This window comes from Stenotrophomonas sp. Ker107b, from assembly GCF_053847245.1.
In genome coordinates this window covers 1,058,763-1,081,727 of the sequence record NZ_JBSPHX010000002.1, presented here as the reverse complement: position 1 = coordinate 1,081,727, position 22,965 = coordinate 1,058,763, and the positions used below count along the sequence as shown (strand labels likewise).

Here is a 22,965-nt window from a genome sequence, read left to right as displayed (position 1 = left end):
CCCCTGCCGTCGTGTCACCGTGACGGTTTTCAGCATCCTACTGGCATGGGCTTGACGCTGCGCTGGCCCTAAACTGACCCCATGAGCCGATCCCGACATCCGGAAGTCCATCGCTCCGACCGCGTCGGTTGGCTGCGCGCCGCCGTGCTCGGCGCTAACGACGGCATCGTCTCAGTGGCTGGCCTGGTGGTCGGCATCGCTGCCAGTGGCGCCTCGGCTTCGACGATTCTGGCCACCGGCATCGCCGGGACCGTGGCCGGCGCGATGTCCATGGCCGCGGGTGAGTATGTCTCGGTGCAGTCGCAGGCCGATACCGAGCGGGCTGACCTGGCAGTTGAAAAGCGTGAGCTGCACGACGACCCGCACAGCGAGCTGGAAGAGCTGGCGGCAATCTACCGGCATCGCGGGCTGAGTCCCGAGCTGGCACATGAAGTGGCCACCCAGCTCACCGCGCATGACGCACTGGGGGCGCACGCCCGCGATGAGCTGGGCATCACCGAGGAGCTGCGCGCGCGCCCGATGCAGGCGGCCCTGGCCTCGGCCGGCGCCTTCATCAGTGGCGCCGCGCTGCCGGTGCTGACCGCCCTGCTTGCACCGCATGCGCTCGTCGGCCAGGCCACCACCGTGGTGACGCTGTTGGGGCTGTGCCTGACCGGCACGCTGGCCGCGCACGCCGGCGGCGCCCCACGGCTGCGTGGCGCGCTGCGCGTGACCTTCTGGGGCGCGATCGCGATGGCCGCCGCCGCACTGGTCGGCCAGCTGTTCAACGTGGCAGGCTGAGTCATGTCCGCACCCATCGATACGACCACTTCGCTGCTGGCGACCTTGGCCAGCCTGGCCGACTGCCAGCGCGCGGATGGCTACGCCTGCATCACTGCGCGCCGCGAGCATGGCGCCTCGTCGGTGGAGATCCCGCAGCCACAGTTCGCGATCCTGCTGCAGGGTCGCAAGCAGGTGCGCACCGCGCAGCAGTCGCTCGAATTCGCACCTGGCGATCTGTTCCTGATCACCCGGCGCTGCCGCATCGATGTGGTCAACATCCCCGATCCGCACAGCGGCCTTTATCTCAGCGCGATCGTGCCGATGTGCGCCGAGGCGCTCACGGCCGCCCGGGCGCTGTGGAACGAGCCACTGCCCGAAGCCGGTGATGCACTGGCCAGGCTGCCGCTGGCCGAGCATGGCGCGACCCTGCTGCAGTGGCGGCAGGCGCTGGAACACGGTCACTACACCGAAGCACGCCTGGCCTTGGCCTCGCTTGCCGTGGCGTTCTGCCGGCGCGGGCACGGCAGCCTGCTGGTTCCACCCGAACCCAGCCTGGGGGAACGCATCCGCGATCTGATCGCTGCCCAGCCCGAGCGCGATTGGCAGTCACGCGATTTCGAAGCGCAGCTGGGCCTCAGCGGTGCCACGCTGCGCCGGCGCTTGGCCAGCGAACACTCCAGCGTGCGCGAACTGATCACCGATGCGCGGCTCGCGCATGCGATGGGCCTGCTCTACACCACCCGGCTGCCGTTGAAGACCGTGGCCGCGCGCGTGGGCTACCGCTCGCTGGGCAGCTTCAACAAGCGCTTCGCCGAACGTTACGGGCTGGAACCGGCGGCGATCGGCAACAGCTGAGCGCGAGCGGATCGCGCGGCATTCTGAGCGGAACGCAACCGGCAAGACGCGCAGCATGGGGCACCGCGGCGCTGCCGCCCTGTCCGGAACCTGCCATGCATTTCCCCCGCGTTCGCACGCTCGCCGCCGCCCTTCTGCTGGCCGTTGTCGCCAGCCCCGCGTTGGCCACCACCACGCACACCCCGCGCGAGCAGGTCCCCGGCGTGTATCACCAGACCATCGGCACGCTGCAGGTCACCGCGCTGTTCGATGGCACTGTCGCGTTGGGTCGGCAGCAGCTGGTCGGGATCGCCCCCGGCGCGGTCCCCCGCCTGCTTGATCACCGCTACGTACCCGAGGATGGCAAGGGCCTGCAGACCGCGGTCAATGCCTACCTGGTGCAGCAGGGCGATCACCTGACCCTGGTCGACACCGGCACCGCGCAGTGCTTCGGCCCCGGCCTGGGCCAGGTGCTGGGCAACCTGCGCAAGGCCGGCTACGACCCGGCCGAGGTGGATGATGTCGTGCTGACCCACGCCCACCCGGATCACCTGTGCGGCCTGCTCGATGCGCAGGACACGATGGCCTACCCGAATGCCACGGTGTGGCTGTCGGCGGCCGATGCCGCGTTCTGGCTGGATCCGGCCAGCGAGGCAACCGCGCCGCAGGGCGTGCGCTTTGCCTTCGCCTTGGCGCGCAAGGCGGTGGCGCCGTATGAAGCGAGCGGGAAACTGAAGCGCTTTGCACCTGGCGACACATTGCCGGCGGGCATCACCGCCTTGGACAGCCACGGCCATACGGTCGGCCATGTGTCCTATCGCCTCGATGGCGGCGCCGGCCAGCAGTTGCTGGTGTGGGGTGACCTCGTGCATTACCACGCGGTGCAGTTCGCGCAGCCTCAGGCGTCGTTTGAAGCGGACAGCGACCGCGTGGCCGCGATCGCCAGCCGGCGCCGGATGATGGCGCAGGCAGCCGATCAGGGCTGGTGGGTAGCCGGCGCGCACCTGCCGTTCCCGGGGCTGGGGCATGTGCGCCGCGAAGGGGAGGCATTCGCCTGGGTGCCGGGCGAGTTCGCGCCGTTGCCGGCGAAATGATGGGAGCCGGCCAGCGGCCGGCACTACCCGCGTCGCGCGGCCCGTTGGACCGCCGCGACGTCTGGGATCAGACCGCTTCCGGCGCCGGCTTGTTCAGGCCCAGCCAGCCGCCGATGATGCCGCGGGCTTCATCCACGCCCTGGCGGGCGGGACCGGAGAAGGTCTGCACGCTGACGGTATCGCCGAAGGAGGACTGCAGTTCCTTGCGCACCTTCTGCAGGGCGATGCCCTGCTGGCCACGGCCGAGCTTGTCGGCCTTGGTCAGCAGCGCGTGCGCCGGCAGTCCGCGCTGCACTGCATAGGCAAGCATCTGGCGGTCGTAGTCCTTCAGCGGGTGACGGATGTCCATCACCACCACCAGGCCACGCAGGGCCTCGCGGGTACGGAAGTACTGGTCGATGAACGCCTGCCAGTGCGCCTGCAGATCCAGCGGGACCTTGGCGTAGCCATAGCCGGGCAGATCGACCAGCTTGGCCTCCGGGGTGACCTCGAAGAACACCAGCTGCTGGGTGCGGCCGGGGGTCTTGGAGACCCGGGCCAGGCTGTTCTGGCGGGTCAGGGCGTTGAGGGCACTGGACTTGCCAGCGTTTGAGCGACCGGCAAAGGCGACTTCCGCGCCCACGTCGTCCGGCAATTGCCGGGTGTTGTGGGCCGAAAGCAGGTATTGGGCGCGTTCGAGGAGCAATGACATGGGTATAGGATCGCATGTCCGGGCCCGATCCGCGCTGCCCGCGCTCGGTTTTGCTGCACCCTGCGTTGACCGTGGCGTGAAACGGCGTTGATAATCGGGCGATCCCCGTGGTTGCGGTCCCGCAACCGCCAGGCCGGTCCACACGGAGCTTCCGCATGCGCCATGCTCGCGTTCTTGCCGTTTCCGCACTTGCTGTCTCGCTGCTCGCCGCCGTTGCCGTTGCCCAGACCTCGATCACGCCCCTGCCGGACAACGGGCCGATCAAGACCGCCTCGCTGGAGGTCGATTTCAGCAAAACCACCTGGGGCGACCCCAAGGCCGGGCAGACCAAGGCGGCCGCCTGCGCGGCCTGCCACTCGGCCGATGGCAATTCCACGGTGGAGATGTACCCGAGCATCGCCGGCCAGAGCGAGCGCTACAGCGCGCAGCAGATGGCCTTGATCGCCAATGGCCAGCGTACCTCCGGGGCCTCGGCGGCGATGGTGCCGTTCGTGCAGGACCTCACTCCGCAGGACATGCGCGACATCGGCGCCTACTTCGCCACCCAGAAGGCCACGGCCGGCATCGCCGACGATGGCGCGGTGACCGAGGGCCCGTATGCCGGCAAGAAGTTCTTCGAGATCGGCCAGCAGCTGTACCGCGGCGGCGATGCCGAGCGCGGCATCCCGGCCTGCATGGCGTGCCACGGCCCGACCGGCGCCGGCAATCCGGGCCCGGCCTACCCGCACATCAGCGGCCAGCACTCGGCCTACGTTGCCCGTCGGCTGCAGGAGTACCAGGCCGGGACCACCCAGGAAACGGACAAGGCGCACTTCCAGATCATGGCCACAATCGCCAAGTCGCTGACCGAGCAGGAGATCCAGGCCCTGGCCAGCTACCTGCAGGGCCTGCACAACCGGGCCGATGATGTCGCCGCTGCGGCCACCGTTGCCGGGGGCACGCAGGCACCGTAATCACCGCCCGCACCGCAGCGCATCCCCTTGGTCGGATGACAGATGCGACCGCCGTGGCTGGCGGGGTATGTTCACTGCCACGCCGGCGACTGGGCCGGCGTCGTTTTTTCTGTATGGAGATGGATGTAGATGACGTTGATGCCCCGCCTGATGTTGTTGCTGCTGGCCCTGAGCCCGTTGACCACCCTCGCCGCCACCCCGACACCGCTGGTGGAGGGCAAGGATTACGACCGCATCGCCGATGCCGGTCCGTTCGCGCCGCTGGCCGGCAAGATCGAAGTCGTGGAGATGTTCGGCTACACCTGCCCGCACTGCGCGCACTTCGAGCCGCAGCTGGAAGCCTGGGCCGCCAAGCTGCCCAAGGATGTCCGCTTCACCCCGGTGCCGGCCGCTTTCGGGGGCGTATGGGATTCGTTCGCCCGCGCCTACTACGCCGCCGATCAGCTGGGCGTGGCCAAGCGCAGCCACCGCGCCATGTTCGATGCCCTGCATGAGAAGGGCTCGCTGCCGATGCAGAACGTCTCGCCGGATGAACTGGCCGCGTTCTACCAGGGCTTCGGCGTGGCCCCGGCGCAGTACATCACCGCGCTCAAAAGCGACGCCGTGGATGCCAAGGTCAAGGCCGCCCGTGCCTTCGCCCTGCGCACCAAGGTGCCGGGCACGCCGACGTTGATCGTCAACGGCGTGTACCTGGTCAAGGGCGACTCGTTCGAGTCGATGCTGCGCAACGCAGATGCCCTGATCGCCCGCGCGCGCAGTGGCAAGGCGCTCTAACAGCGCTCGCTGAACCATCACGCACCGTGCACGCGGGACGCTCGTTTCCGCGTGTCATCATGCTTCCCTGGCCGGTGCTTCAGCATCGGCCCCACCATGCTCATCCGCTGGAGATCCCTCGATGAAGACCCGTTTCGCCATTACGCTCATGGCCCTGCTGCCGATCCTGGCCGCCTGCAAGGCCCAGGACGGTACCGCCAACACCACCGCCCCGGCCGAACCGGCCACCCCGGCCAGCACCCCGGCCACCGAAACGGCCACCCCGACCGAGCAGGCCCCGGCCGCCAGCGGTGAAACCGCCGCTGCCGAGACCGCTGCCGCCGAAGCCACCACCCCGGCGCCGGCCCCGGCCTCTTCGCGCCCGACCGGCCCGGAGCCGGTTGCCGGCACCGACTATGTAGTGATCGAGAACGGCCAGCCGTTCCAGCCGGCAGCAGGCAAGATCGAAGTTGCTGAGATCTTCGGTTACGTCTGCCCGGCCTGCGCCGCGTTCCAGCCGCTGATCGGGCCGTGGAAGGCGGGCCTGCCGAGCGATGTGAACTTCGTCTATGTGCCGGCCATGTTCGGCGGCACCTGGGATGACTACGGCCGCGCGTTCTACGCGGCACAGAGCATGGGCCTGCAGGAAAAGACCCACGAAGCGCTGTACGCCGCCATCCACGCCGAGCAGAGCCTGAAGGGTGAGCGCGGCCGCGATTCGGTCGAGGACATCGCCAAGTTCTACGCCAAGCACGGTGCCGACCCGAAGCAGTTCGCCGCCACCATGGGCAGCTTCGCGATCAACGCCAAGACCAACTCGGCCAAGCAGTTCGCCCAGCGCAGCAAGATTTCGGGCACCCCGTCGGTGATCGTCAACGGCAAGTACCTGGTCAAGGGCAAGAGCTTCCCGGACATGCTGCGCATCGCCGATCACCTGATCGCACGCGAGCGCGCCGGCAAGGCTAACTGATCCTGCGATAGCGAACCGTCGTGAATTCCCCCCACACGCGGACCCTGCGCCTGCTGACGGCCAATATCCAGGCCGGTTCGAGCACCCGCCGTTACAGTGACTACGTGACCCGCAGCTGGTCGCACGCACTGCCGGCCGGGCGCAAGCGAACCAGCCTGGATGCCATCGCGCAGATGGCCCGCGAACACGACATCGTCGGCCTGCAGGAGGCCGACCCCGGCAGCCTGCGCTCGGGTTTCACCAACCAGACCCACTATCTGGCCGAGCGCGCCGGCTTCAATTACTGGAGCCACCAGCCCAACCGCCGGATGGGCGGGGTGGCCTCCAGCGCCAACGGCCTGCTCAGCAAGCTCGAGCCGGTCGAGGTCCAGGACCACGCCCTGCCCGGCCGGATCGGCGGGCGCGGCGTGCTGCTGGCCAAGTTCGGTGAAGGCAGCCAGGGCTTGGCGGTGGCGGTGGCGCATCTGTCGTTGGGGACCAATTCGCGCATGTCGCAATTGGCCTTTATTGCCGATCTGCTCGCCGACCACCCCAATGCCGTGCTGATGGGCGATTTCAACTGCCTGGCCGAACGCCCGGAAATGCAGGTGCTGTACCAGAAGACGACGCTGCAGCCGCCGGGCTGCGTGGTGCCGACCTTCCCCAGCTGGCGCCCGGACCGGGCGATCGACCACATCCTGCTCAGCGACGGCCTGCAGCAACGCAGTGCCGAAGCCGTGCCGGCCGCGTTCTCCGATCACCTCGCGCTGGCGATGTCGATCGACGTGCCGAGCAGCGCGCTGCGCTGACGCTGGTATACCCGCCGCCCTTGCGCGGCGGGGCTCATGGCGGTGTAAACAGGCTGTCCACAGCGCCTGTGCGATAAATCCGCCGTCCGCCGGACCGGCACCAGAGCACCCCCCACCCCATGAGTACCGTGGAGCCGCCTCTGCCCGAGGTGCGCACGCTTCGACCCGTATTCCTGCTTGCCGCCACCATCGTGGCGGCATTCGCCATTCTGGTCACCGCGTTTCCCATTGATGCTGGCGTAATGTTGCTCGATGCCCAGACCTGGGCCTCGCGCAACGTCGGCTGGTATTACCTGCTGGCGATGACCGTGTACCTGGTGTTCGTGGTCGGCGTGGCGTTGTCCGGCTATGGCAACGTCAAGCTGGGCGCGGACCATGACGAACCGGAGTTCAGCTATCTCTCCTGGGCCGGCATGCTGTTCGCCGCCGGCATCAGCATCACCCTGTTCTTCTTCTGCGTCTCCGAGCCGCTGACCCATTACCTGCTGCCACCGCAGGGCGGCACCGGCAGTGGCGAGGCCAGCGCGCGCCAGGCGATGCAGCTGCTGTTCCTGCATTGGGGCCTGCACGGCTGGGGCGTGTTCGCGCTGGCCGCGATGGCGCTGGCCTACTTCGCCTACCGCCACAACCTGCCCCTGGCGCTGCGCTCAGCGCTGTATCCACTGATCGGCAAGCGCATCAACGGGCCGATCGGCTACACCGTGGATGCCTTGGGCATCGTGGCCACCGTGTTCGGCCTCGGCGCGGACATGGGCTTTGGCGTGCTGCATCTCAACGCCGGCCTGAACACGTTGTTCCCGGTGCCGCACGCGGCCTGGGTGCAGGTCGGGCTGATCGTCCTGATGATGGGCGCGGCGATCACCGTGGCCGTATCCGGCGTGGAGAAAGGCGTGCGCTGGATGTCCAACATCAACATGCTGCTGGCGATCTCGCTGCTGCTGTTCATGCTGTTCGCCGGCCCCACCCAGTACCTGCTCAATGCCTTCATGCAGAACATGGGCGACTACCTGGGCAACGTGGTCGGCAAGAGTTTTGATGTGTACGCCTACGGCGGGCGCCCGGACTGGCTGGGCAACTGGACGGTGTTCTACTGGGCCTGGTGGATCGGCTGGGCGCCGTTCGTAGGTTTGTTCATCGCGCGCATCTCGCGCGGCCGCACCATCCGCGAGTTCGTGCTCGGCGTGCTGCTGATTCCCCTCGGTTTCACCCTGGCGTGGCTGTCGATCTTCGGCAACAGCGCGCTGGATCAGATCCTGCACCACGACCAGGTGCACCTGGCGCAGATGGCGGTGGAGAATCCACCGACCGTGCTGTACGCACTGCTGGAAAGCTATCCGTGGAGCCGCACCGTCATCGCGGTCACGGTGATCGTCAGCTTCATCTTCTTCGTCACCTCGGCCGATTCCGGCACGGTGGTGCTGTCCACGCTGTCCTCGCAGGGCGGCAATCCGGAAGACGACGGCCCGCGCTGGCTGCGCGTGTTCTGGGGCGTGATGACCGGCCTGGTCACCGCCGGGTTGCTGCTGGCGGGCAGCATGGATGCGCTCAAATCCGCCGTGGTATTGGCCTCGCTACCGTTCTCGGTGGTCCTGCTGCTGATGCTGTGGGGCCTGACCCGTGCGCTGGGCGAAGAATCGCAGCGCAAGAAGGCCTCGCAGTACTCGCCGATCCCGTTGATCGGGCAATCGCGGCATCAGCGCGGCTGGCGCCAGCGCATCACCCAGGCGGTGCATTTCCCGGTACGCGACGAGGTGTACCGGTTCATGGATACCGATGTGAAGCCGGCGATCGAAGCCGTCGCGGCGCAGCTGCTCGAACAGGGCCTGGACGTGCAGACGAAGTTCGAGCCGGGCGAGATGGAACTCACCGTGGATCACGGCGAGCAGCAGGTGTTCACCTACCAGGTGATCATGCGCGGCTATCTCACCCCCTCCTTCGCCGCGCAGCGCTTCCGCAACCAGCGTTACTACCGTGCCGAAGTGCACCTCTATGAAGGTGGGCAGGACTACGAGCTGTTCGGCTACAGCCGGCAGCAGATCATCAACGACATCATCGATCAGTACGAGCGTCACCTGCAGTTCCTGCATCTCACGCGTTGACGCACTGATCTCCCGCTGCAAAGGAGTCATCGACATGCCTACCCTCCCCGACCAGCTGCTGTACATCGGCGGCCGTTACGTTCCTTCCCAGGGCGGAAAGACCTTCGAGGTCATCAACCCGGCCAACGGCGAGCTGCTCGCCAACGTCCACAGCGCCAACAGCGACGATCTCGATGCTGCCGTGGAGAGCGCCCAGGCCGGCCAGAAAGTGTGGGCCGCGCTGACCACCGTGGAACGCTCGCGCATCCTGCTGCGGGCGGTGGCGCTGCTGCGCGAGCGCAACGATGTGCTGGCCGAGCTGGAATCGCGCAACACCGGCAAGGCCCTGAGCGAAACGCTCAGTGTGGACGTGGTCACCGGCGCGGACGTGCTGGAGTACTACGCCGGCGTCATGCACGGTCTCGAAGGCAGCCAGGTGCCGCTGCGCGAGGCGAGCTTCTTCTACACCCGCCAGGAACCGCTGGGCGTGGTCGGCGCGATCGGCGCCTGGAACTACCCGATCCAGATCGCGCTGTGGAAGGCCGCTCCGGCGCTGGCCGCCGGCAACGCGATGATCTTCAAGCCCAGCGAAGTGACGCCGTTGACCGCGCTGAAGCTGGCGGAGATCTTCACCGAGGCCGGTCTGCCCGATGGCGTGTTCAACGTGTTGCCCGGCGATGGTGCCGGCGTCGGTTCGGCCCTGACCGAGCACCCGCTGATCGAGAAGATCTCCTTCACCGGCGGCACCGCGACCGGCCGCAAGGTGATGGCCAGTGCCTCCAGCTCCACGCTCAAGGACGTCACCATGGAGCTGGGCGGCAAGTCGCCACTGATCATCTGCGCGGACGCCGATCTGGACCTGGCCGCCGACGTGGCGATGATGGCCAACTTCTACAGCTCCGGCCAGGTGTGCACCAACGGTACCCGCGTGTTCGTTCCGCGCAGCGCGCTGGCCGCGTTCGAAGCCAAGCTGCTGGAACGGGTCCAGCGCATCCGCATCGGCGACCCACTGGCCAAGGACACCAACTTCGGCCCGCTGGTCAGCGCCGCCCACATGCAGCGCGTGCTGGAGCACATCGGCAGCGGCAAGGCCGAGGGTGCACGGCTGGTCTGCGGCGGCGAACGGTTGACCGACGGCGCGTTGGGCAAAGGCTGCTATGTGGCACCGACCATCTTCAGCGATTGCCGCGATGACATGCGCATCGTGCGCGAAGAGATCTTCGGGCCGGTGATGAGCCTGCTCGCCTATGACGACGAAGACGAAGCCGTGCGCCGCGCCAACGACACCGATTACGGTCTCGCCGCCGGTGTGGTGACGCCGGACCTGGCGCGCGCGCATCGGGTGATCCACCAGCTCGAGGCCGGCATCTGCTGGGTCAACAGCTGGGGCGAATCGCCGGCGCAGATGCCGGTGGGCGGCTACAAGCAATCCGGCGTCGGCCGCGAAAACGGGCTGGCCACGCTGCGCGCCTACACCCGCACCAAATCCATCCAGATCGAGCTGGACCGCTACGCGTCGGTGTTCTGAACCGGCCTTACCCAGGAGACACCGCGATGAAGCGCGAGTACGACTACATCATCATCGGCGCCGGTTCGGCCGGCAACACACTGGCCGCGCGCCTCACCGAAGACGCCGGCGTCAGCGTGCTGCTGCTGGAAGCCGGCGGGCCGGATTACCGGATGGATTTCCGCACCCAGATGCCGGCTGCACTGGCCTATCCGCTGCAGGGCCGCCGCTATAACTGGGCGTATGAAACCGAGCCGGAGCCCTACATGAACAACCGACGCATGGAATGCGGCCGCGGCAAGGGCTTGGGCGGCTCCTCGCTGATCAACGGCATGTGCTACATCCGCGGCAACGCGATGGACTTCGATCAGTGGGCCAGCTTCGACGGCCTGGAGGACTGGAGCTACCACGACGTGCTGCCGTACTTCCGCAAGGCGGAGACCCGCGACATCGGGGCCAACGATTACCACGGTGGCGACGGCCCGGTCAGTGTGGCCACGCCGAAGAACGGCAACAACGTGCTGTTCCACGCGATGGTCGAGGCCGGTGTGCAGGCCGGCTACCCACGTACCGATGACCTCAACGGCTACCAGCAGGAAGGCTTCGGCCCGATGGACCGCACGGTGACCCCGCGCGGGCGCCGCTCCAGTACCGCGCGCGGTTACCTGGACATGGCCAAGGACCGCGAGGGACTGGAGATTGTGGTGCACGCCACTACCGACCGCATCCTGTTCGCCGGCAAGCGCGCGGTGGGCGTGCGCTACCTGGCCGGCAGCAGCGCCGAGCCGATCGACGCCCATGCGCGCCGCGAGGTGCTGCTGTGTGCCGGTGCGATCGCCTCGCCGCAGATCCTGCAGCGCTCCGGCGTGGGCGCACCCGCGCTGCTGGCCGCGCTTGGCGTACCGCTGGTGCACGACCTGCCCGGCGTCGGCGAGAACCTGCAGGATCACCTGGAGGTGTACATGCAGTACGCCTGCAAGAAACCGGTCTCGCTGTACCCGGCCCTGCAGTGGTGGAACCAGCCGGCCATCGGTGCGGAATGGCTGTTCGCCGGCACCGGCATCGGCGCCAGCAACCAGTTCGAAGCCGGTGGCTTCATCCGCACCCGCGAGGAGTTCGACTGGCCCAACATCCAGTACCACTTCCTGCCGGTGGCGATCAATTACAACGGCACCAATGCGGTCAAAGAACACGGCTTCCAGGCGCATGTGGGCTCGATGCGCACGCCCAGCCGCGGCCACGTGCATGCCAAGTCGCTGGACCCCCGTGAGCACCCCTCGATCCTGTTCAACTACCAGTCCACCGATCAGGACTGGCAGGAATTCCGCGATGCGCTGCGGATCACGCGGGAGATCATCGCCCAGCCCGCGCTGGACGAGTACCGCGGCCGCGAGATCAGCCCGAGCGCCGAGTGCCAGACCGATGCGGAACTCGACGCGTTCGTGCGCGCGCATGCCGAAACCGCGTACCACCCGTCATGCTCCTGCGCGATGGGCACCGACGCGATGAGCGTGGTCGACGGCCAGGGCCGCGTGCACGGGATGGAGAGCCTGCGCGTGGTCGATGCCTCAATCATGCCGCGCATCATCACCGGCAACCTCAACGCCACCACGATCATGATCGCCGAGAAAATCGCCGACCGGATCCGGGGGCGTGCACCGTTGCCGCGCAGCACGGCGGCCTACTACGTGGCCGGGGACGCACCGGCCAGGCGCTGAGGGCGCCGCGATCAATGGGTAGGCGTCGAACGTTGCTCGGCGCACGAATCCCGGTAGTGCCGGCCGCTGGCCGGCTCCTCACGTCCTGGTAGTGCCGGCCGCTGGCCGGCTCCTCACGATCCACCAGAACCGGAAAGCCGGCCAGCGGCCGGCACTACCGGTCACGGCATCGTGTTCACGCTGGCGCGCCCGGCACCAGGGGCACCGCTCGCTTCGCGGTCAACGTACTGCCCACCGAGGCCACCACGGTGCAGCCGATCGCCGCCCACTGCAGCGGGGTCAGGTGCTCGGCGAGCAGCCCCATCGCCAGCAGCGCGGCGACGGCCGGCTCCATGCTGATCAGGATGCCGAAGGTCTCCTTCGGCAGCCGCTTGAGCGCCATCATCTCCAGCGACATCGGGATCGCGCTGGAGACGATCGCCACGCCCAGCCCAAACAGCAGGATCTTCGGATCCAGCAGTGCCATGCCCGCGTGCGCCACGCCGACCGGCACCACCACCAGCGCCGCCGCACACAGCCCCAGCGAGACCGTGTGCCCGGCCGGCAGATGCCCGGCGCGCTTGCCGAAGATGATGTACATCGCCCAGCACACCGCCGCGCCCAGCGCGAACATCACCCCTGCCGGATCCAGTGGTTCACCATGGCCCAGCGGCAGCAGCAGCAACAGCCCGACCAGCGCGCAGCCGACCCAGACGAAATCGACCGGCCGCCGCGAAGACCACATCGCCACCGCCAACGGCCCGCAGAATTCGATCGCCACCGCGATGCCGAACGGGATCGTGCGCAGCGCCATGTAGAACAGCAGGTTCATCACGCCGAGTGTGATGCCGTAGCGGATGATCGCCCCGGCATCGGCGCGCGAGGTGGTCCAGCGCCACGGCCGGAACACCATCAGCAGCACCAGCGCCGAGAAACCCACGCGCAGCGCGCTCGTGCCCTGCGCACCGATCAGCGGGAACAGCTGTTTGGCATACGAGGTGCCGACGGCCAGCGAAGTGACCGAGCCCAGGACGGCCAGGGCGGGAAAGAGCGTAGAGAGGCGGGAGGTCGACATGCGCACAGGATAGGGCCGAAGGCGCGGCAATACCGCTGCTTTTCTGCTCTGACTCAGCGCGTGGCCGACAGCGCAGCATCGAACAAGGCCGTCGCTTCCGTGATCGCGGCCCCGTGTGTGGCCTGCTTGTCCGCCGCCACCTGGCAGAGTGCGCCGACGCGTGTCTGGCCGAGCGCGGTGCAGCTGGACAGGAAGTCGTAGTGCCCGACGGCTGGCAACGTGGTCAGCGTCGCCTTCGGAAGTGCCTCCGCAGCCACGTCGCTGTTGGTGGCCGGTGAGGCTACGGTGTCGGCTGCACCGACGATGATCGATACCGGCTGGGTCACCTTCTCCAGTTCCTCCGGGGCGAAGGCCTGCACCATGGCCGGCGCGATCAGCACGACCGCACGTACCCCGGCAATGGCGCGATCGTCACCGGCCTTGGCCACCCACGGGGCCAGTTCCGGTGTGTCTGCAGCCGCCATCCGGCGGGCAAGCGTCAGCGCCGGGTTCTCCGCCTGCGGGGCGCATACCCCATCGGCGGGCTGCGCGCGGCAGAACGCCAGCAGCCGCTGCAGATCCGGGCGTGCGCCCGCGGCGACCAAGGCAGTGAACCCGCCGGCCGAATAGCCCGCGATACCCAACCGGGTGGCATCGATCTGCGCTGCCAGCGCGGGCTCGGCCTGCACGGCAGCCAGCGCGGCCGCCAGGTCATCCACGCGGTTCCACATCAGGATGCTGCCGGCCTCGGTCATCGGATCCACCCCGTTGTTGCCGGGATGGTCCACCGCGATCACCACGTACCCGGCCCGCGCCATCGCGGTACCGAACCAGCCCATCATCCGGGCACTGCCACCGTTGCCGTGCGAGAGCAGCAGGACCGGCCAGCGGCCTTTGGCAATGGCGGCATCGGCGGCCGCCGTACCGACCTCGAACAAGGGCGCCCCCGGCGGGCCGATCGTCAGCGCGGTTTCCTGCGCATCGGGCTGGGCCGGATACCACACGGTGTAGCGCACGCTGTCGCGGTGGTCGGCATCGCGCACGGCCGCACTGGGCGTATGTGCAACGCCGTGCCGTTCGCCAACGGGTGGCACGGCCCCAGCGGCAAACAGGGGCAGGCAGAGCGCCAGCAGCGCGGCACAACAACGGGCGGTCATTCGCATGGGTCACTCTCCTTGAGGTGCAACGTGTCGGCCAGCGGCAGCCAGATCTCCACCCCGCCGTGGCCGCTGCGGTCATCGAAGCGCGCGTCGTAGCGCTCCAGGTCCGGTGCGTCGGCCAGGGTCAGGCCGGACGCCGGCAGATAGTCATTCAACAGCCAGAACCAGGTGGAGCGGATCGCGGAAATGTGCCCGGCATGCCAGGCCACCAGATACTCGCGGGGCGCAATCGAGATCGCCTGCCAGCCAGCGGGCACGGGCGCGGATGCACTGATTTCCACGCCGGCGATGTAGTCAAAGCCGCCTTCGGCATCGTTGTTGCCGCACACGCCGTAGGCGATCTCCGCCCCCAGGCCATGCGCTTCGTCCAGGCGCTGCCATTGCGAGGGAATCGATGCCACGGTCGCGGAAGTATGGCGTGCACCGATACCGGCCACGCGCAGGGCACCGCGGTGCGCGCGATGGGGTTCGATCGTGCAGGGTGTCGAGGGGTCGATCAGTTTCAATGCCTCGACCAGCGCCACGCCGGCCAGCCCTTGCTCGCGCACCTGCTCGGGCGAGCGTCCGAACTGCTCGGAGAATGCGCGGGTAAAGGCCGCATGTGACGCGTAGCCGGCAGCGATGGCCACCTCGAGAATGCCAGCAGCCCCGGCGGCCAACTGATGTGCGGCGTCGGTCAGCCGGCGGCCACGCAGATAGCGCACCACCGAGGTGCCGGTGCTGAGCTGGAACAAGCGCGAGAGATGGAACGACGACAGCCCCACCACGCCGGCGATATCGGCCAGCGACGGGTTTTCAGCGAAGTGGCTTTCGATGTACCACAAGGCCCTGCGTGCCGCACCCATACCGCCAGATCCATCGCTGTTGAACGGGACCGCAGCGTAACCCAGCGCGCGCCGCGGCATTTGATCGTTCTTGCTGTCCGTTGCAACACACGACGGGGACGCGATCTCAGCCCCTTACCGCCGCCTCGATGGCCGCCACATCAATCCTGCGCATGGTCATCATCGCCTCGAACGCACGCCGGGCCACGGCCGGATCCTTGCTGGTCACCGCGTCGGTCAGCACGCGCGGCGTGATCTGCCAGGACAGGCCCCACTTGTCACGGCACCAGCCGCAGGCACTTTCCTCGCCCCCGTTGCCGACGATCGCGCTCCATAGCCGGTCCGTTTCGGCCTGGTCATCGGTGGCGATCTGGAAGGAGAACGCTTCGCTGTGTTTGAACGCCGGCCCGCCATTGAGTCCGATGCAGGGGATGCCGGCGACGGTGAAATCGACGGTCAGGACGTCGCCCTGTTTGCCGGAGGGAAAATCGCTCGGCGCGTGGTGCACCGCGTGCACCGCGCTGTCCGGGAAGGTGGCGGCGTAGAAGGTGGCGGCGTCCAGCGCGGTACCGTCGAACCAGAGGCAGATCGTGTTCCTGCTGACCATGGGCGTCTCCTGCAGCAGAGGTTGGATAGCGCTTGGTCACGTTAGGCGCGGGGGTGTTAAGCCTGCGCGGACATCGCTTGGATGGCAGCGCCAGAAATGCGAGCCAGCGCTGGCACGCTTCAGCAAAATGAATACGCAGGAGTCCTGCGTGGCCTGCTTTCCGCACTGACCCTCAGATTGGATGCGGTTGATGATGCGAATCATTGCCATTACCATAGTGTGATCCGGGTCGCGCAAGGGATGCGTACCCGTGAACAGTTATCGAGCCCGCGTCGGGTCACCGCCCCCGCCAGCCGCTTCCTGCCCCCACCCCGCTCCGCCGCAGGCCACCCAGGACGCCGGCCATGCCCGTTGCCGCCTTTCTGGAAACGCCGATGACCCGCTCCGCCCACGTGCTGTCCCGCCCGTCGATGCACCGTCGCCCGCTGCCGCAGGCCTTGATGGTGGCCCTGTGCACCCTCGCCATTGCGCCTGCGTTCGCGCAGGACGCTGCCGCTGATGCCACCACCCTGGACAAGATCGTGGTCAAGGGCGAGCGCGCCGAAGGCTATTCGGTCCGCAGGACCTCGGCCGGCACCCGCTTCGATCTGGCCCCGCGCGAGATCCCGCAGTCGCTCAGCATCATCAGCCACCAGCGCATCGAGGATCAGAACCTCGATGACATCATCGACGTGCTGGCCAACACCACCGGCGTGAGCAGCACCCAGTCCGATACCGAGCGCACCGAGTTTTACGCGCGCGGCTTCTACATCGACAGCTACCAGTTCGACGGCCTGCCGACCCAGATGGTGCAGAACTGGAGCTACGGCGATTCCGGCCTGGACCTGGCCCTGTATGACCGCGTGGAAGTGGTGCGTGGCGCCACCGGCCTGCTGAGCGGCGCCGGCAACCCGTCCGCGTCGGTGAACCTGATCCGCAAGCATGCCGACAGCGCCGAGCTGACCGGCAGCGTGTCGGTCAACGTCGGCAGCTGGGGCCGTACCCGCAGCACCGTGGACGTGACCACTCCGCTGAACGCCAGCGGCTCGGTGCGTGCACGCGTGATCGGCAGCTACCTGGATACCGAATCGCAGATGGACCGCTACGACCAGCACAAGACGCTGGGCTATGCGGTGATCGATGCCGACCTGACCCCGGACACCCAGCTGAGCGTTGGCTACGACTACCAGCAGAAGCGCGCGAACGGCGCGACCTGGGGTGGCTTCCCGATGCTGTTCTCCGATGGCAGCCCGACCCCGTTCGACGAATCGTTCAGCGCCAACCCGGGCTGGACCTACTGGGATACCACCAGCAAGCGCCTGTTCGCCACGCTGGAACATGCCTTCGCCAACGACTGGAAGGTCAAGCTCGGCGCGACGCATGACACCACCAAGGCCGACGACAAGCTGTTCTACCCGGCCTACAACGACTGGACCACCGGCGCCTCGCTGCTGGACAAGAACACCGGCGCCGGCGTTTCGCCCTCGGCCGGTTTCTACAACACCGAGCGCAAGGTCAACGCGGTGGACGGCTTCGTTGAAGGTCCGTTCCAGCTGTTCGGCCGCGAGCACCAGTTCATGGCCGGCCTGAGCTACAACAAGCGCGAGTTCGCCAACTACGGCGACTACCAGGTCGGCTGGGCGCCGCTGGACAACTACCTGGCCGGCGTGGGCAACTTCCCGGAGCCGAACTGGTCCGCCACCCTGCCGTTGCAGAGCGAAGGCACCATCACGCAGAAGGCCGGCTATGCCGCCACGCGCCTGTCGCTGGCCGATCCGCTCAAGCTGATCCTCGGCGCGCGTTACACCGACTGGAAGAGTGAAGGCGAAGGATCCGACCGCTCGCACAAGGTCACCACCCCGTACGCAGGCCTGGTGTTCGACATCAACGACACCTACTCCACCTACGCCAGCTACACCGAGATCTTCCAGCCGCAGACCGCACGCGACCGCAGCGGCAGCTACCTGGATCCGGTGGACGGCAAGAGCTACGAGATCGGCGTCAAGGGCGCGTGGTTCGACAACCGCCTGAACGCCTCCGTCGCGGCCTTCCGCATCGAGCAGGACAACGTGGCGCAGGTCACCAGCGAGCCGATCCCGAGCCGCCCGGGCGAGTTTGCCTACGTCGCCGCACGCGGCACGGTGAGCCGTGGTTTCGAGTTCGAGCTCAACGGTGAACTGGCCCCCGGCTGGAACGCGACTTTCGGTGCCTCGCGCTACGTGGCCAAGGACATCAACGACGCGGACATCAACACCAACCTGCCGCAGACCACCATCAAGCTGTTCACCAGCTACACCCCGCAGTCGCTGAGCGCGCTGACGGTCGGTGGCGGGGCCAACTGGCAGAACGGGATCTACTATCCGGTGCCGGCCTACGGCCGTATCGAGCAGGGTGGCTACGCGCTGGTCAGTGCCTTCGTGCGCTACCGCATCTCGCCGGAGTTCAGCGTGCAGGCCAACCTCAACAATCTGCTGGACAAGACGTACTTCTCGCAGATCAACGGGTACGGCGCGTACGGTGATGGTCGCAATGGCGGCCTGACGTTTACCTGGTCGTTCTGATCGGTCATTGATCAAATCGCGTCAACAAGGAGAGCCGGGCATTGCCCGGCTCTCTACGTTTTGCACGATGCGCAATGGATGCGCGGCGGCGCCTGGCCGGGCCCCGGTAGTGCCGGCCGCTGGCCGGCAGCCTCATGAACGATGAAAGTCCTGCCTGGTTGCCGGCCAGCGGCCGGCACTACCATCAACGTCGTGCGCGCAGCACCAGCGCCAGACCATCACGGCCGTGCGCGCAGCAGCGCCAACCCGAACCCGATGAAGATCGTACCCACCACGCGATCAAACACTTTGCGCAGCCCCGGCTTGGCCAGATGACCGGCCAGCCCGCGGCCGCCGGCGGCGTACACCGCGTACCAGAACATCTCCATCACCGCGAAGGTGCCCACCAGGATCACGAACTGCGGCAGCTGCGGCTGGGTGAGATCGACGAACTGCGGCAGGAACGCCGAGGCGAACAGCAGCAGCTTCGGGTTGCTGATGCCGATGATGAAACCATCGCGGAACAGCACAATGCGCGAGCTGGGCACAAGCGCGGTGGTGCTGCCCACGTCGATCGGCGCGTCGCCGCCGCGCCAGGCCTTGATCCCCAGGTACACCAGGTACGCCACACCCGCGTAGCGCAGCACGTCGAACACCATCGGCGAGGCCTTGAGCACCGCGCCCAGCCCGGCGGCGGAGATCGCCAGGGCCAGTACCAGGGCGGTCAGGCAGCCGGCCATGGCGGCGATACTGCGGCGGAAGCCGACGCGCACGCTGCGGGTCATCACGTGCAGCATGTTCGGGCCGGGCGTACCGCACAGGACGAACACGGTGACGGCGAAGATCCACCAGGTATGCAGGTTCATGGCAATGCTGTTCAAGAGAGAGGTAGTGCCGGCCGCTGGCCAGCACCGCAATGATGCCTGACGGAAACAGCATCGGCAGGCCGGACTCGCGAGATGGCCGGTCCTCGCAACCAGGTTGTCCGCCCGAAACGCACCGGGGCGCCCTCATGGCGCCCCGGTATGTCACGCCCGCATCAGCCCGCGATCAGAACCGCAGGTCCGCGCGCACGTACCAGTAGCGCCCGCGCGGGATGTCGTAGGTGGAGGCGTCGTAGCCATTGAGCGAGCACGACAGGCAGATCGGCGGATCCTTGTCGAACACGTTGTTGAGGCCGGCACTGAGCTGCAGCCCCTTCATCCAGTCAACCTTGTAGCCCACCTGCATGTCGTGGAAGGTGGTCGCGGCCAGTTCGTTCGTCCCCTCGGCCTGATTGCCGCAGATCGGGAACGCGGCCACGTCGCCACACTCCTCGGTGAGCTTGGAGATGTGGCGCACCGTCCAGGAGGCATTCCAGTTGGCCAGAGTCCAGCTCAGCGTGGCATTGCTGGTCCACTCCGGGATCGAGCTGTCGGCCACTTCCACCCCCGGCTCCTGTGGCTGCCGCTGGCCGGCCGCGCCCAGTGCCTCATAGCGGCCGACGAAGGTGTTCTGCCAACCGAGCTTGAACTGGCCGACCTCCGTCTGCGGCAGGGTCCAGAACAGGTCCACGTCCCAGCCATCGGTCTTGATCGAGCCCAGGTTGGTCAGGCGGTTGTTGAAGCTGCTGACCGCACCGGTCGAGGCGCGCGTGATGCCACTGCAGTACAGCGGGTCCAGCGTGTCCACGCACAGGTCGAGCTGGGTCTGCGCGTTGATCGCCTGGATCGCGCCTTCGATGTGGTGGCGGTAGAACGTCACCTCGACATCGAAGCGCTCCGACCACGACGCATTGCTGCCAAACCACGGACTCCACACGAAGCCGGCACTGAAGCTGCGCGAACGCTCCGGATCCAGTTCCGCGTTGCCGCCGGTGGTGACCGATATCTGCGAGTTGGCCTGCTGGAAGCCGCCCGGCACGCCAAGCGCCGCACAGTTGGCCGCGCTGCCGCGCGGCGGGGTGCCGCCCAGCCCGACCGAGCAGGGGTCGAACAGCTGCAGGTCGGCACGCGCAGCCGAGCCGTACAACTCGCCGATCGAGGGCGCGCGGAAGCCTTCGGCATAACTGGTGCGCAGCACGAAGTCATTGGTCACCTGCCAGCGCAGGCCGTATTTCGGGGTGAACTCGCCGCCGAAGGTGGAGTAGTCCGAGTAGCGCCCGGCCAGGCTCAGGTCGAGCTTCTCGCCGAGCGCGCTCTTGGCGAAGATCGGCACGCTCAGCTCCAGGTAGGCCTCGTTGACATCGTAGGAACCGGAGGTGGGCAGTGACGGCACGCCGTTGTAGTGGCCGATCACCGTCAGCGGATCCGGATCGTAGCGGCCCTCGTACTTGCGGTACTCATAGCCGGTGGCGAACGAGACCGGGCCGGCCGGCAGGGTGAACAGCTCGCTGCTCAGGTTGGCGGTGAACAGGCTCAGCTCGTTCTGGCTGCGGTCACGGACCACCGGCTGGATCCAGCGCAGCATGTCCGGGGTGATCGAGCCGACCCCACCGAAGATGTTCAGCGGTACGCAGCCCGGCGTGGCCGCGCAGATGGCCGGATCCCCCAGCGCCATGTTGACCTTGTAGATGTCGTAGCTGCCGTAGTTGGTCTGCTCGGCCTTGTTCTTGCTGTACATGCCGTTGAGGTCCCAGAACCAGCTGCGGTCCGCCGCCTGGAACTGGCCGACCAGCCCGGTGGCGAAGTACTGGGTATTGACCTCCTGCTCGAACACGCGCGGGCCGCCTTCCACCGGGCGGCGACCGATCAGGCTCATGTTGCTCGAGGCATCCAGATCGAAGCCGAACGGGTTGTAGGGGTTGAGCGCGGAGACCACGATGTTGTCCGCCAGCGGGTTGCCGGTGGCGCCGTCCGGGCCGAAGAACAGCGGCTCGGGGCCGGCCTGATTGGTGGACTCGCGGCGGTTGCCCAGTGCCTTGATGTACCACTGGATGTCATCGGTGAGGTCGAAACGGAACTGGCCGAAGATGCCCTTCCGCTCGGACGGGGTGAGCACCAGGTTGTACTCGGCGAAGTTGAAGCGGTCGGCCGAGGTGAAGCAGTGGTAGTCGTCGCTGCGGTTGCAACCGGCAGTGCCGTCATAGCGAGGATTGCTCACGCCGGTGTTGGGCACGATGTTCTGGCTGGCGCCGGTGTTGGGGTCCACGAAGGCGAACCGCCCCTGCGGAATGCCACCACTGCCGAAGGCCAGCCCGGTGCCCGGAATCGGGAAGCGCGACTGCTCGCGATCGCGCGCATACACCGGGTCCTGCTTGGTCCAGCTCGCACCCAGGAACAGGCTGTAGCGGTCGCCACTGGTGCCCCACGCCAGGTCCACGCCCTTCTGGGTGCCGTCGCCCTTGGTGTACTCGCCATAGTTCATCGTCACCTGCGCGCCGTCGAATTCGCGGCGGGTGATGATGTTGACCACACCGGCGATGGCGTCGGAGCCGTACAGCGACGAAGCGCCGTCTTCGAGTACTTCGATGCGCTCGACGATGGCCAGCGGGATGGTGTTCAAGTCTGTCGCCGCGCCCACGCCGGAGGCGGAGGATTCGTTGACCCAGCGGATGCCGTCGACCAGCACCAGCACGCGCTTGGCGCCCAGGTGCCGCAGATCGACCTGGGCCGAGCCCGCGCCCACACCGCTGCCATCGGGTGGGAAGCCGAAGTTGCCTGACGAATTGAACTTCGCATTGAGCGCCGAACCGGAGCCGGTCAGTTGCTGCAGCACATCGCCGATCGAGGTCAGGCCGGTGCGTTCGATCTCGGTACGGGTCAGGGTCTGGATCGGCACCTGCCCTTCCACCTCGGCCCGCTTGATGCGGCTGCCGGTCACTTCCACCCGGTCCAGATCGGTCGTACTGCGGGGCGCGTCCTGCGCGCTGGCCAGGACCGGCACAGCCAACAGCAGGCACACGGATACGGCAACCGCCAGCGGGCGGTAATGCAGGTTGTTCATTCGCTCTCTCTCCAAAGGAATGTCGGGCTGGGCTGCCGCGCCCCCCCTGCATGGCGGCAGTGTCTCCTTTGTAAACAAACGGTAAACAGGCCGACGTGACGGCCGACACTCTTTCACGTGGAATCGACAAAGCCAACTGCGCGAAACCAGGCGGCGTGTGTTGCATGGATCGGCCGTGCGCTGCCGCGAACGCCTTGTTTCTGAAGGCACTGGCGGCCAGGCATCTCGCCAACCGGGCAGGACTGCATCAACGGGAAACCGCGCGATAGACCTGCCCTGGAACGTCGAAAAAAACGGGATCTGCGTGACGTCCTGCGCGTGGTGATCGGCTGAAATGCGGTGACCCCACACGCTGCTGCTTCCGCCGCGGGCTCACTCTTTTTTCTCAGGAGGCGGTTGACGGAGGCGTTGGGCGTCGCGCTCTCCCTGCTCGGCATCCATCACCGCCGCCACGTTCCGCAGGAACGCGGCTTCGATCGAAGGAGGTATCTGGATGGGGATCGCTTGGCCACCTGCCTCGCCGGTGGCCTGGGTCACCTCGAATCCATGCAGCGCCCCCTGCTCGAAGTCCACCACAACGGTCACCCCGGGGCCGCTGGCAAGCGCGACCTGCTCCGGGGATGCACAGTTGTTGCATTCGACAAGGCCCTCGGCCTGGCCCGGCAGGGGCACCGCGAGCCCAAGGGTCGTCAACGTCCCGAACAACCACACGGTCCTGAGCTGCATGGGATCCTCCGTGCGGCACGATGC

Annotated in this window: 19 protein-coding genes; 11 read left to right on the top strand and 8 right to left on the bottom strand. The window is 67.3% G+C overall.

Annotated features, from left to right (window positions below; all coding sequences use genetic code 11):
* Positions 1-81: 81 nt before the first annotated feature.
* From ACWV8V_RS14645 to ACWV8V_RS14635, 3 genes are all read left to right on the top strand, one after another.
* Complete coding sequence (locus ACWV8V_RS14645; protein WP_259259137.1) at positions 82-780, top strand: VIT1/CCC1 transporter family protein; 699 nt, start codon at positions 82-84, stop codon at positions 778-780.
* A gap of 3 nt (positions 781-783) precedes the next feature.
* Entirely contained in the window at positions 784-1,617 is an 834-nt protein-coding gene (locus tag ACWV8V_RS14640; protein WP_259259136.1) for a helix-turn-helix transcriptional regulator, read from the top strand.
* A 95-nt stretch (positions 1,618-1,712) separates the two neighbouring features.
* Positions 1,713-2,690, top strand: coding sequence for an MBL fold metallo-hydrolase (locus tag ACWV8V_RS14635; protein ID WP_455900068.1), 978 nt, complete (start codon positions 1,713-1,715; stop codon positions 2,688-2,690).
* Between the two features lie 67 nt (positions 2,691-2,757).
* Here ACWV8V_RS14635 and yihA read toward each other — a convergent pair whose 3' ends face one another.
* Positions 2,758-3,381: a ribosome biogenesis GTP-binding protein YihA/YsxC gene (yihA, locus tag ACWV8V_RS14630; protein ID WP_123730201.1), complete on the bottom strand. Its 624-nt coding sequence runs from the start codon at positions 3,379-3,381 to the stop codon at positions 2,758-2,760.
* A gap of 155 nt (positions 3,382-3,536) precedes the next feature.
* Here yihA and ACWV8V_RS14625 point away from each other — a divergent pair, with 155 nt between their 5' ends.
* The 7 genes from ACWV8V_RS14625 (at position 3,537) to betA (ending at position 12,148) form a co-directional block, all read left to right on the top strand.
* Positions 3,537-4,334 (top strand): c-type cytochrome, encoded by a 798-nt coding sequence (locus tag ACWV8V_RS14625; protein ID WP_176988211.1) that lies wholly within the window; start codon positions 3,537-3,539, stop codon positions 4,332-4,334.
* 129 nt (positions 4,335-4,463) lie between these two features.
* Complete coding sequence (locus ACWV8V_RS14620; RefSeq protein ID WP_123730199.1) at positions 4,464-5,108, top strand: thiol:disulfide interchange protein DsbA/DsbL; 645 nt, start codon at positions 4,464-4,466, stop codon at positions 5,106-5,108.
* 121 nt (positions 5,109-5,229) lie between these two features.
* Positions 5,230-6,057, top strand: a complete 828-nt coding sequence (locus ACWV8V_RS14615; RefSeq protein WP_455900067.1) for a thiol:disulfide interchange protein DsbA/DsbL — start codon at positions 5,230-5,232, stop codon at positions 6,055-6,057.
* Positions 6,058-6,107: 50 nt separating this feature from the next.
* Positions 6,108-6,845, top strand: coding sequence for an endonuclease/exonuclease/phosphatase family protein (locus ACWV8V_RS14610; protein WP_183073759.1), 738 nt, complete (start codon positions 6,108-6,110; stop codon positions 6,843-6,845).
* Positions 6,846-6,964: 119 nt separating this feature from the next.
* Positions 6,965-8,944: a choline BCCT transporter BetT gene (gene betT, locus ACWV8V_RS14605; protein ID WP_259259132.1), complete on the top strand. Its 1,980-nt coding sequence runs from the start codon at positions 6,965-6,967 to the stop codon at positions 8,942-8,944.
* 34 nt (positions 8,945-8,978) lie between these two features.
* Complete coding sequence (gene betB, locus ACWV8V_RS14600; RefSeq protein ID WP_455900066.1) at positions 8,979-10,451, top strand: betaine-aldehyde dehydrogenase; 1,473 nt, start codon at positions 8,979-8,981, stop codon at positions 10,449-10,451.
* A gap of 26 nt (positions 10,452-10,477) precedes the next feature.
* A complete protein-coding gene (gene betA, locus ACWV8V_RS14595) occupies positions 10,478-12,148 on the top strand; it encodes a choline dehydrogenase (protein ID WP_455900065.1) in 1,671 nt (556 codons plus the stop codon).
* A 175-nt stretch (positions 12,149-12,323) separates the two neighbouring features.
* Here betA and ACWV8V_RS14590 read toward each other — a convergent pair whose 3' ends face one another.
* The 4 genes from ACWV8V_RS14590 to ACWV8V_RS14575 all read right to left on the bottom strand — a co-directional run bounded on the left by ACWV8V_RS14590 (position 12,324) and on the right by ACWV8V_RS14575 (position 15,772).
* Positions 12,324-13,202 carry an EamA family transporter gene (locus tag ACWV8V_RS14590; RefSeq protein ID WP_455900064.1) on the bottom strand — a complete coding sequence of 293 codons (879 nt, stop codon included), beginning with the start codon at positions 13,200-13,202 and terminating at the stop codon, positions 12,324-12,326.
* A 53-nt stretch (positions 13,203-13,255) separates the two neighbouring features.
* A complete protein-coding gene (locus ACWV8V_RS14585; protein WP_455900063.1) occupies positions 13,256-14,344 on the bottom strand; it encodes an alpha/beta hydrolase family protein in 1,089 nt (362 codons plus the stop codon).
* Positions 14,335-15,186, bottom strand: coding sequence for an AraC family transcriptional regulator (locus ACWV8V_RS14580; RefSeq protein WP_455900062.1), 852 nt, complete (start codon positions 15,184-15,186; stop codon positions 14,335-14,337). Before ACWV8V_RS14580 ends, ACWV8V_RS14585 begins: the two co-directional genes overlap by 10 nt.
* A gap of 106 nt (positions 15,187-15,292) precedes the next feature.
* Positions 15,293-15,772, bottom strand: coding sequence for a VOC family protein (locus tag ACWV8V_RS14575; protein ID WP_259259126.1), 480 nt, complete (start codon positions 15,770-15,772; stop codon positions 15,293-15,295).
* Between the two features lie 374 nt (positions 15,773-16,146).
* Here ACWV8V_RS14575 and fhuE point away from each other — a divergent pair, with 374 nt between their 5' ends.
* Complete coding sequence (gene fhuE / locus ACWV8V_RS14570; protein ID WP_455900061.1) at positions 16,147-18,312, top strand: ferric-rhodotorulic acid/ferric-coprogen receptor FhuE; 2,166 nt, start codon at positions 16,147-16,149, stop codon at positions 18,310-18,312.
* 218 nt (positions 18,313-18,530) lie between these two features.
* Here fhuE and ACWV8V_RS14565 read toward each other — a convergent pair whose 3' ends face one another.
* From ACWV8V_RS14565 to ACWV8V_RS14555, 3 genes are all read right to left on the bottom strand, one after another.
* Complete coding sequence (locus tag ACWV8V_RS14565; RefSeq protein ID WP_455900060.1) at positions 18,531-19,157, bottom strand: LysE family translocator; 627 nt, start codon at positions 19,155-19,157, stop codon at positions 18,531-18,533.
* A gap of 184 nt (positions 19,158-19,341) precedes the next feature.
* Positions 19,342-22,215, bottom strand: coding sequence for a TonB-dependent receptor (locus ACWV8V_RS14560; RefSeq protein ID WP_455900059.1), 2,874 nt, complete (start codon positions 22,213-22,215; stop codon positions 19,342-19,344).
* A 372-nt stretch (positions 22,216-22,587) separates the two neighbouring features.
* Positions 22,588-22,941, bottom strand: a complete 354-nt coding sequence (locus ACWV8V_RS14555; protein WP_455900058.1) for a hypothetical protein — start codon at positions 22,939-22,941, stop codon at positions 22,588-22,590.
* Positions 22,942-22,965: the final 24 nt, after the last annotated feature.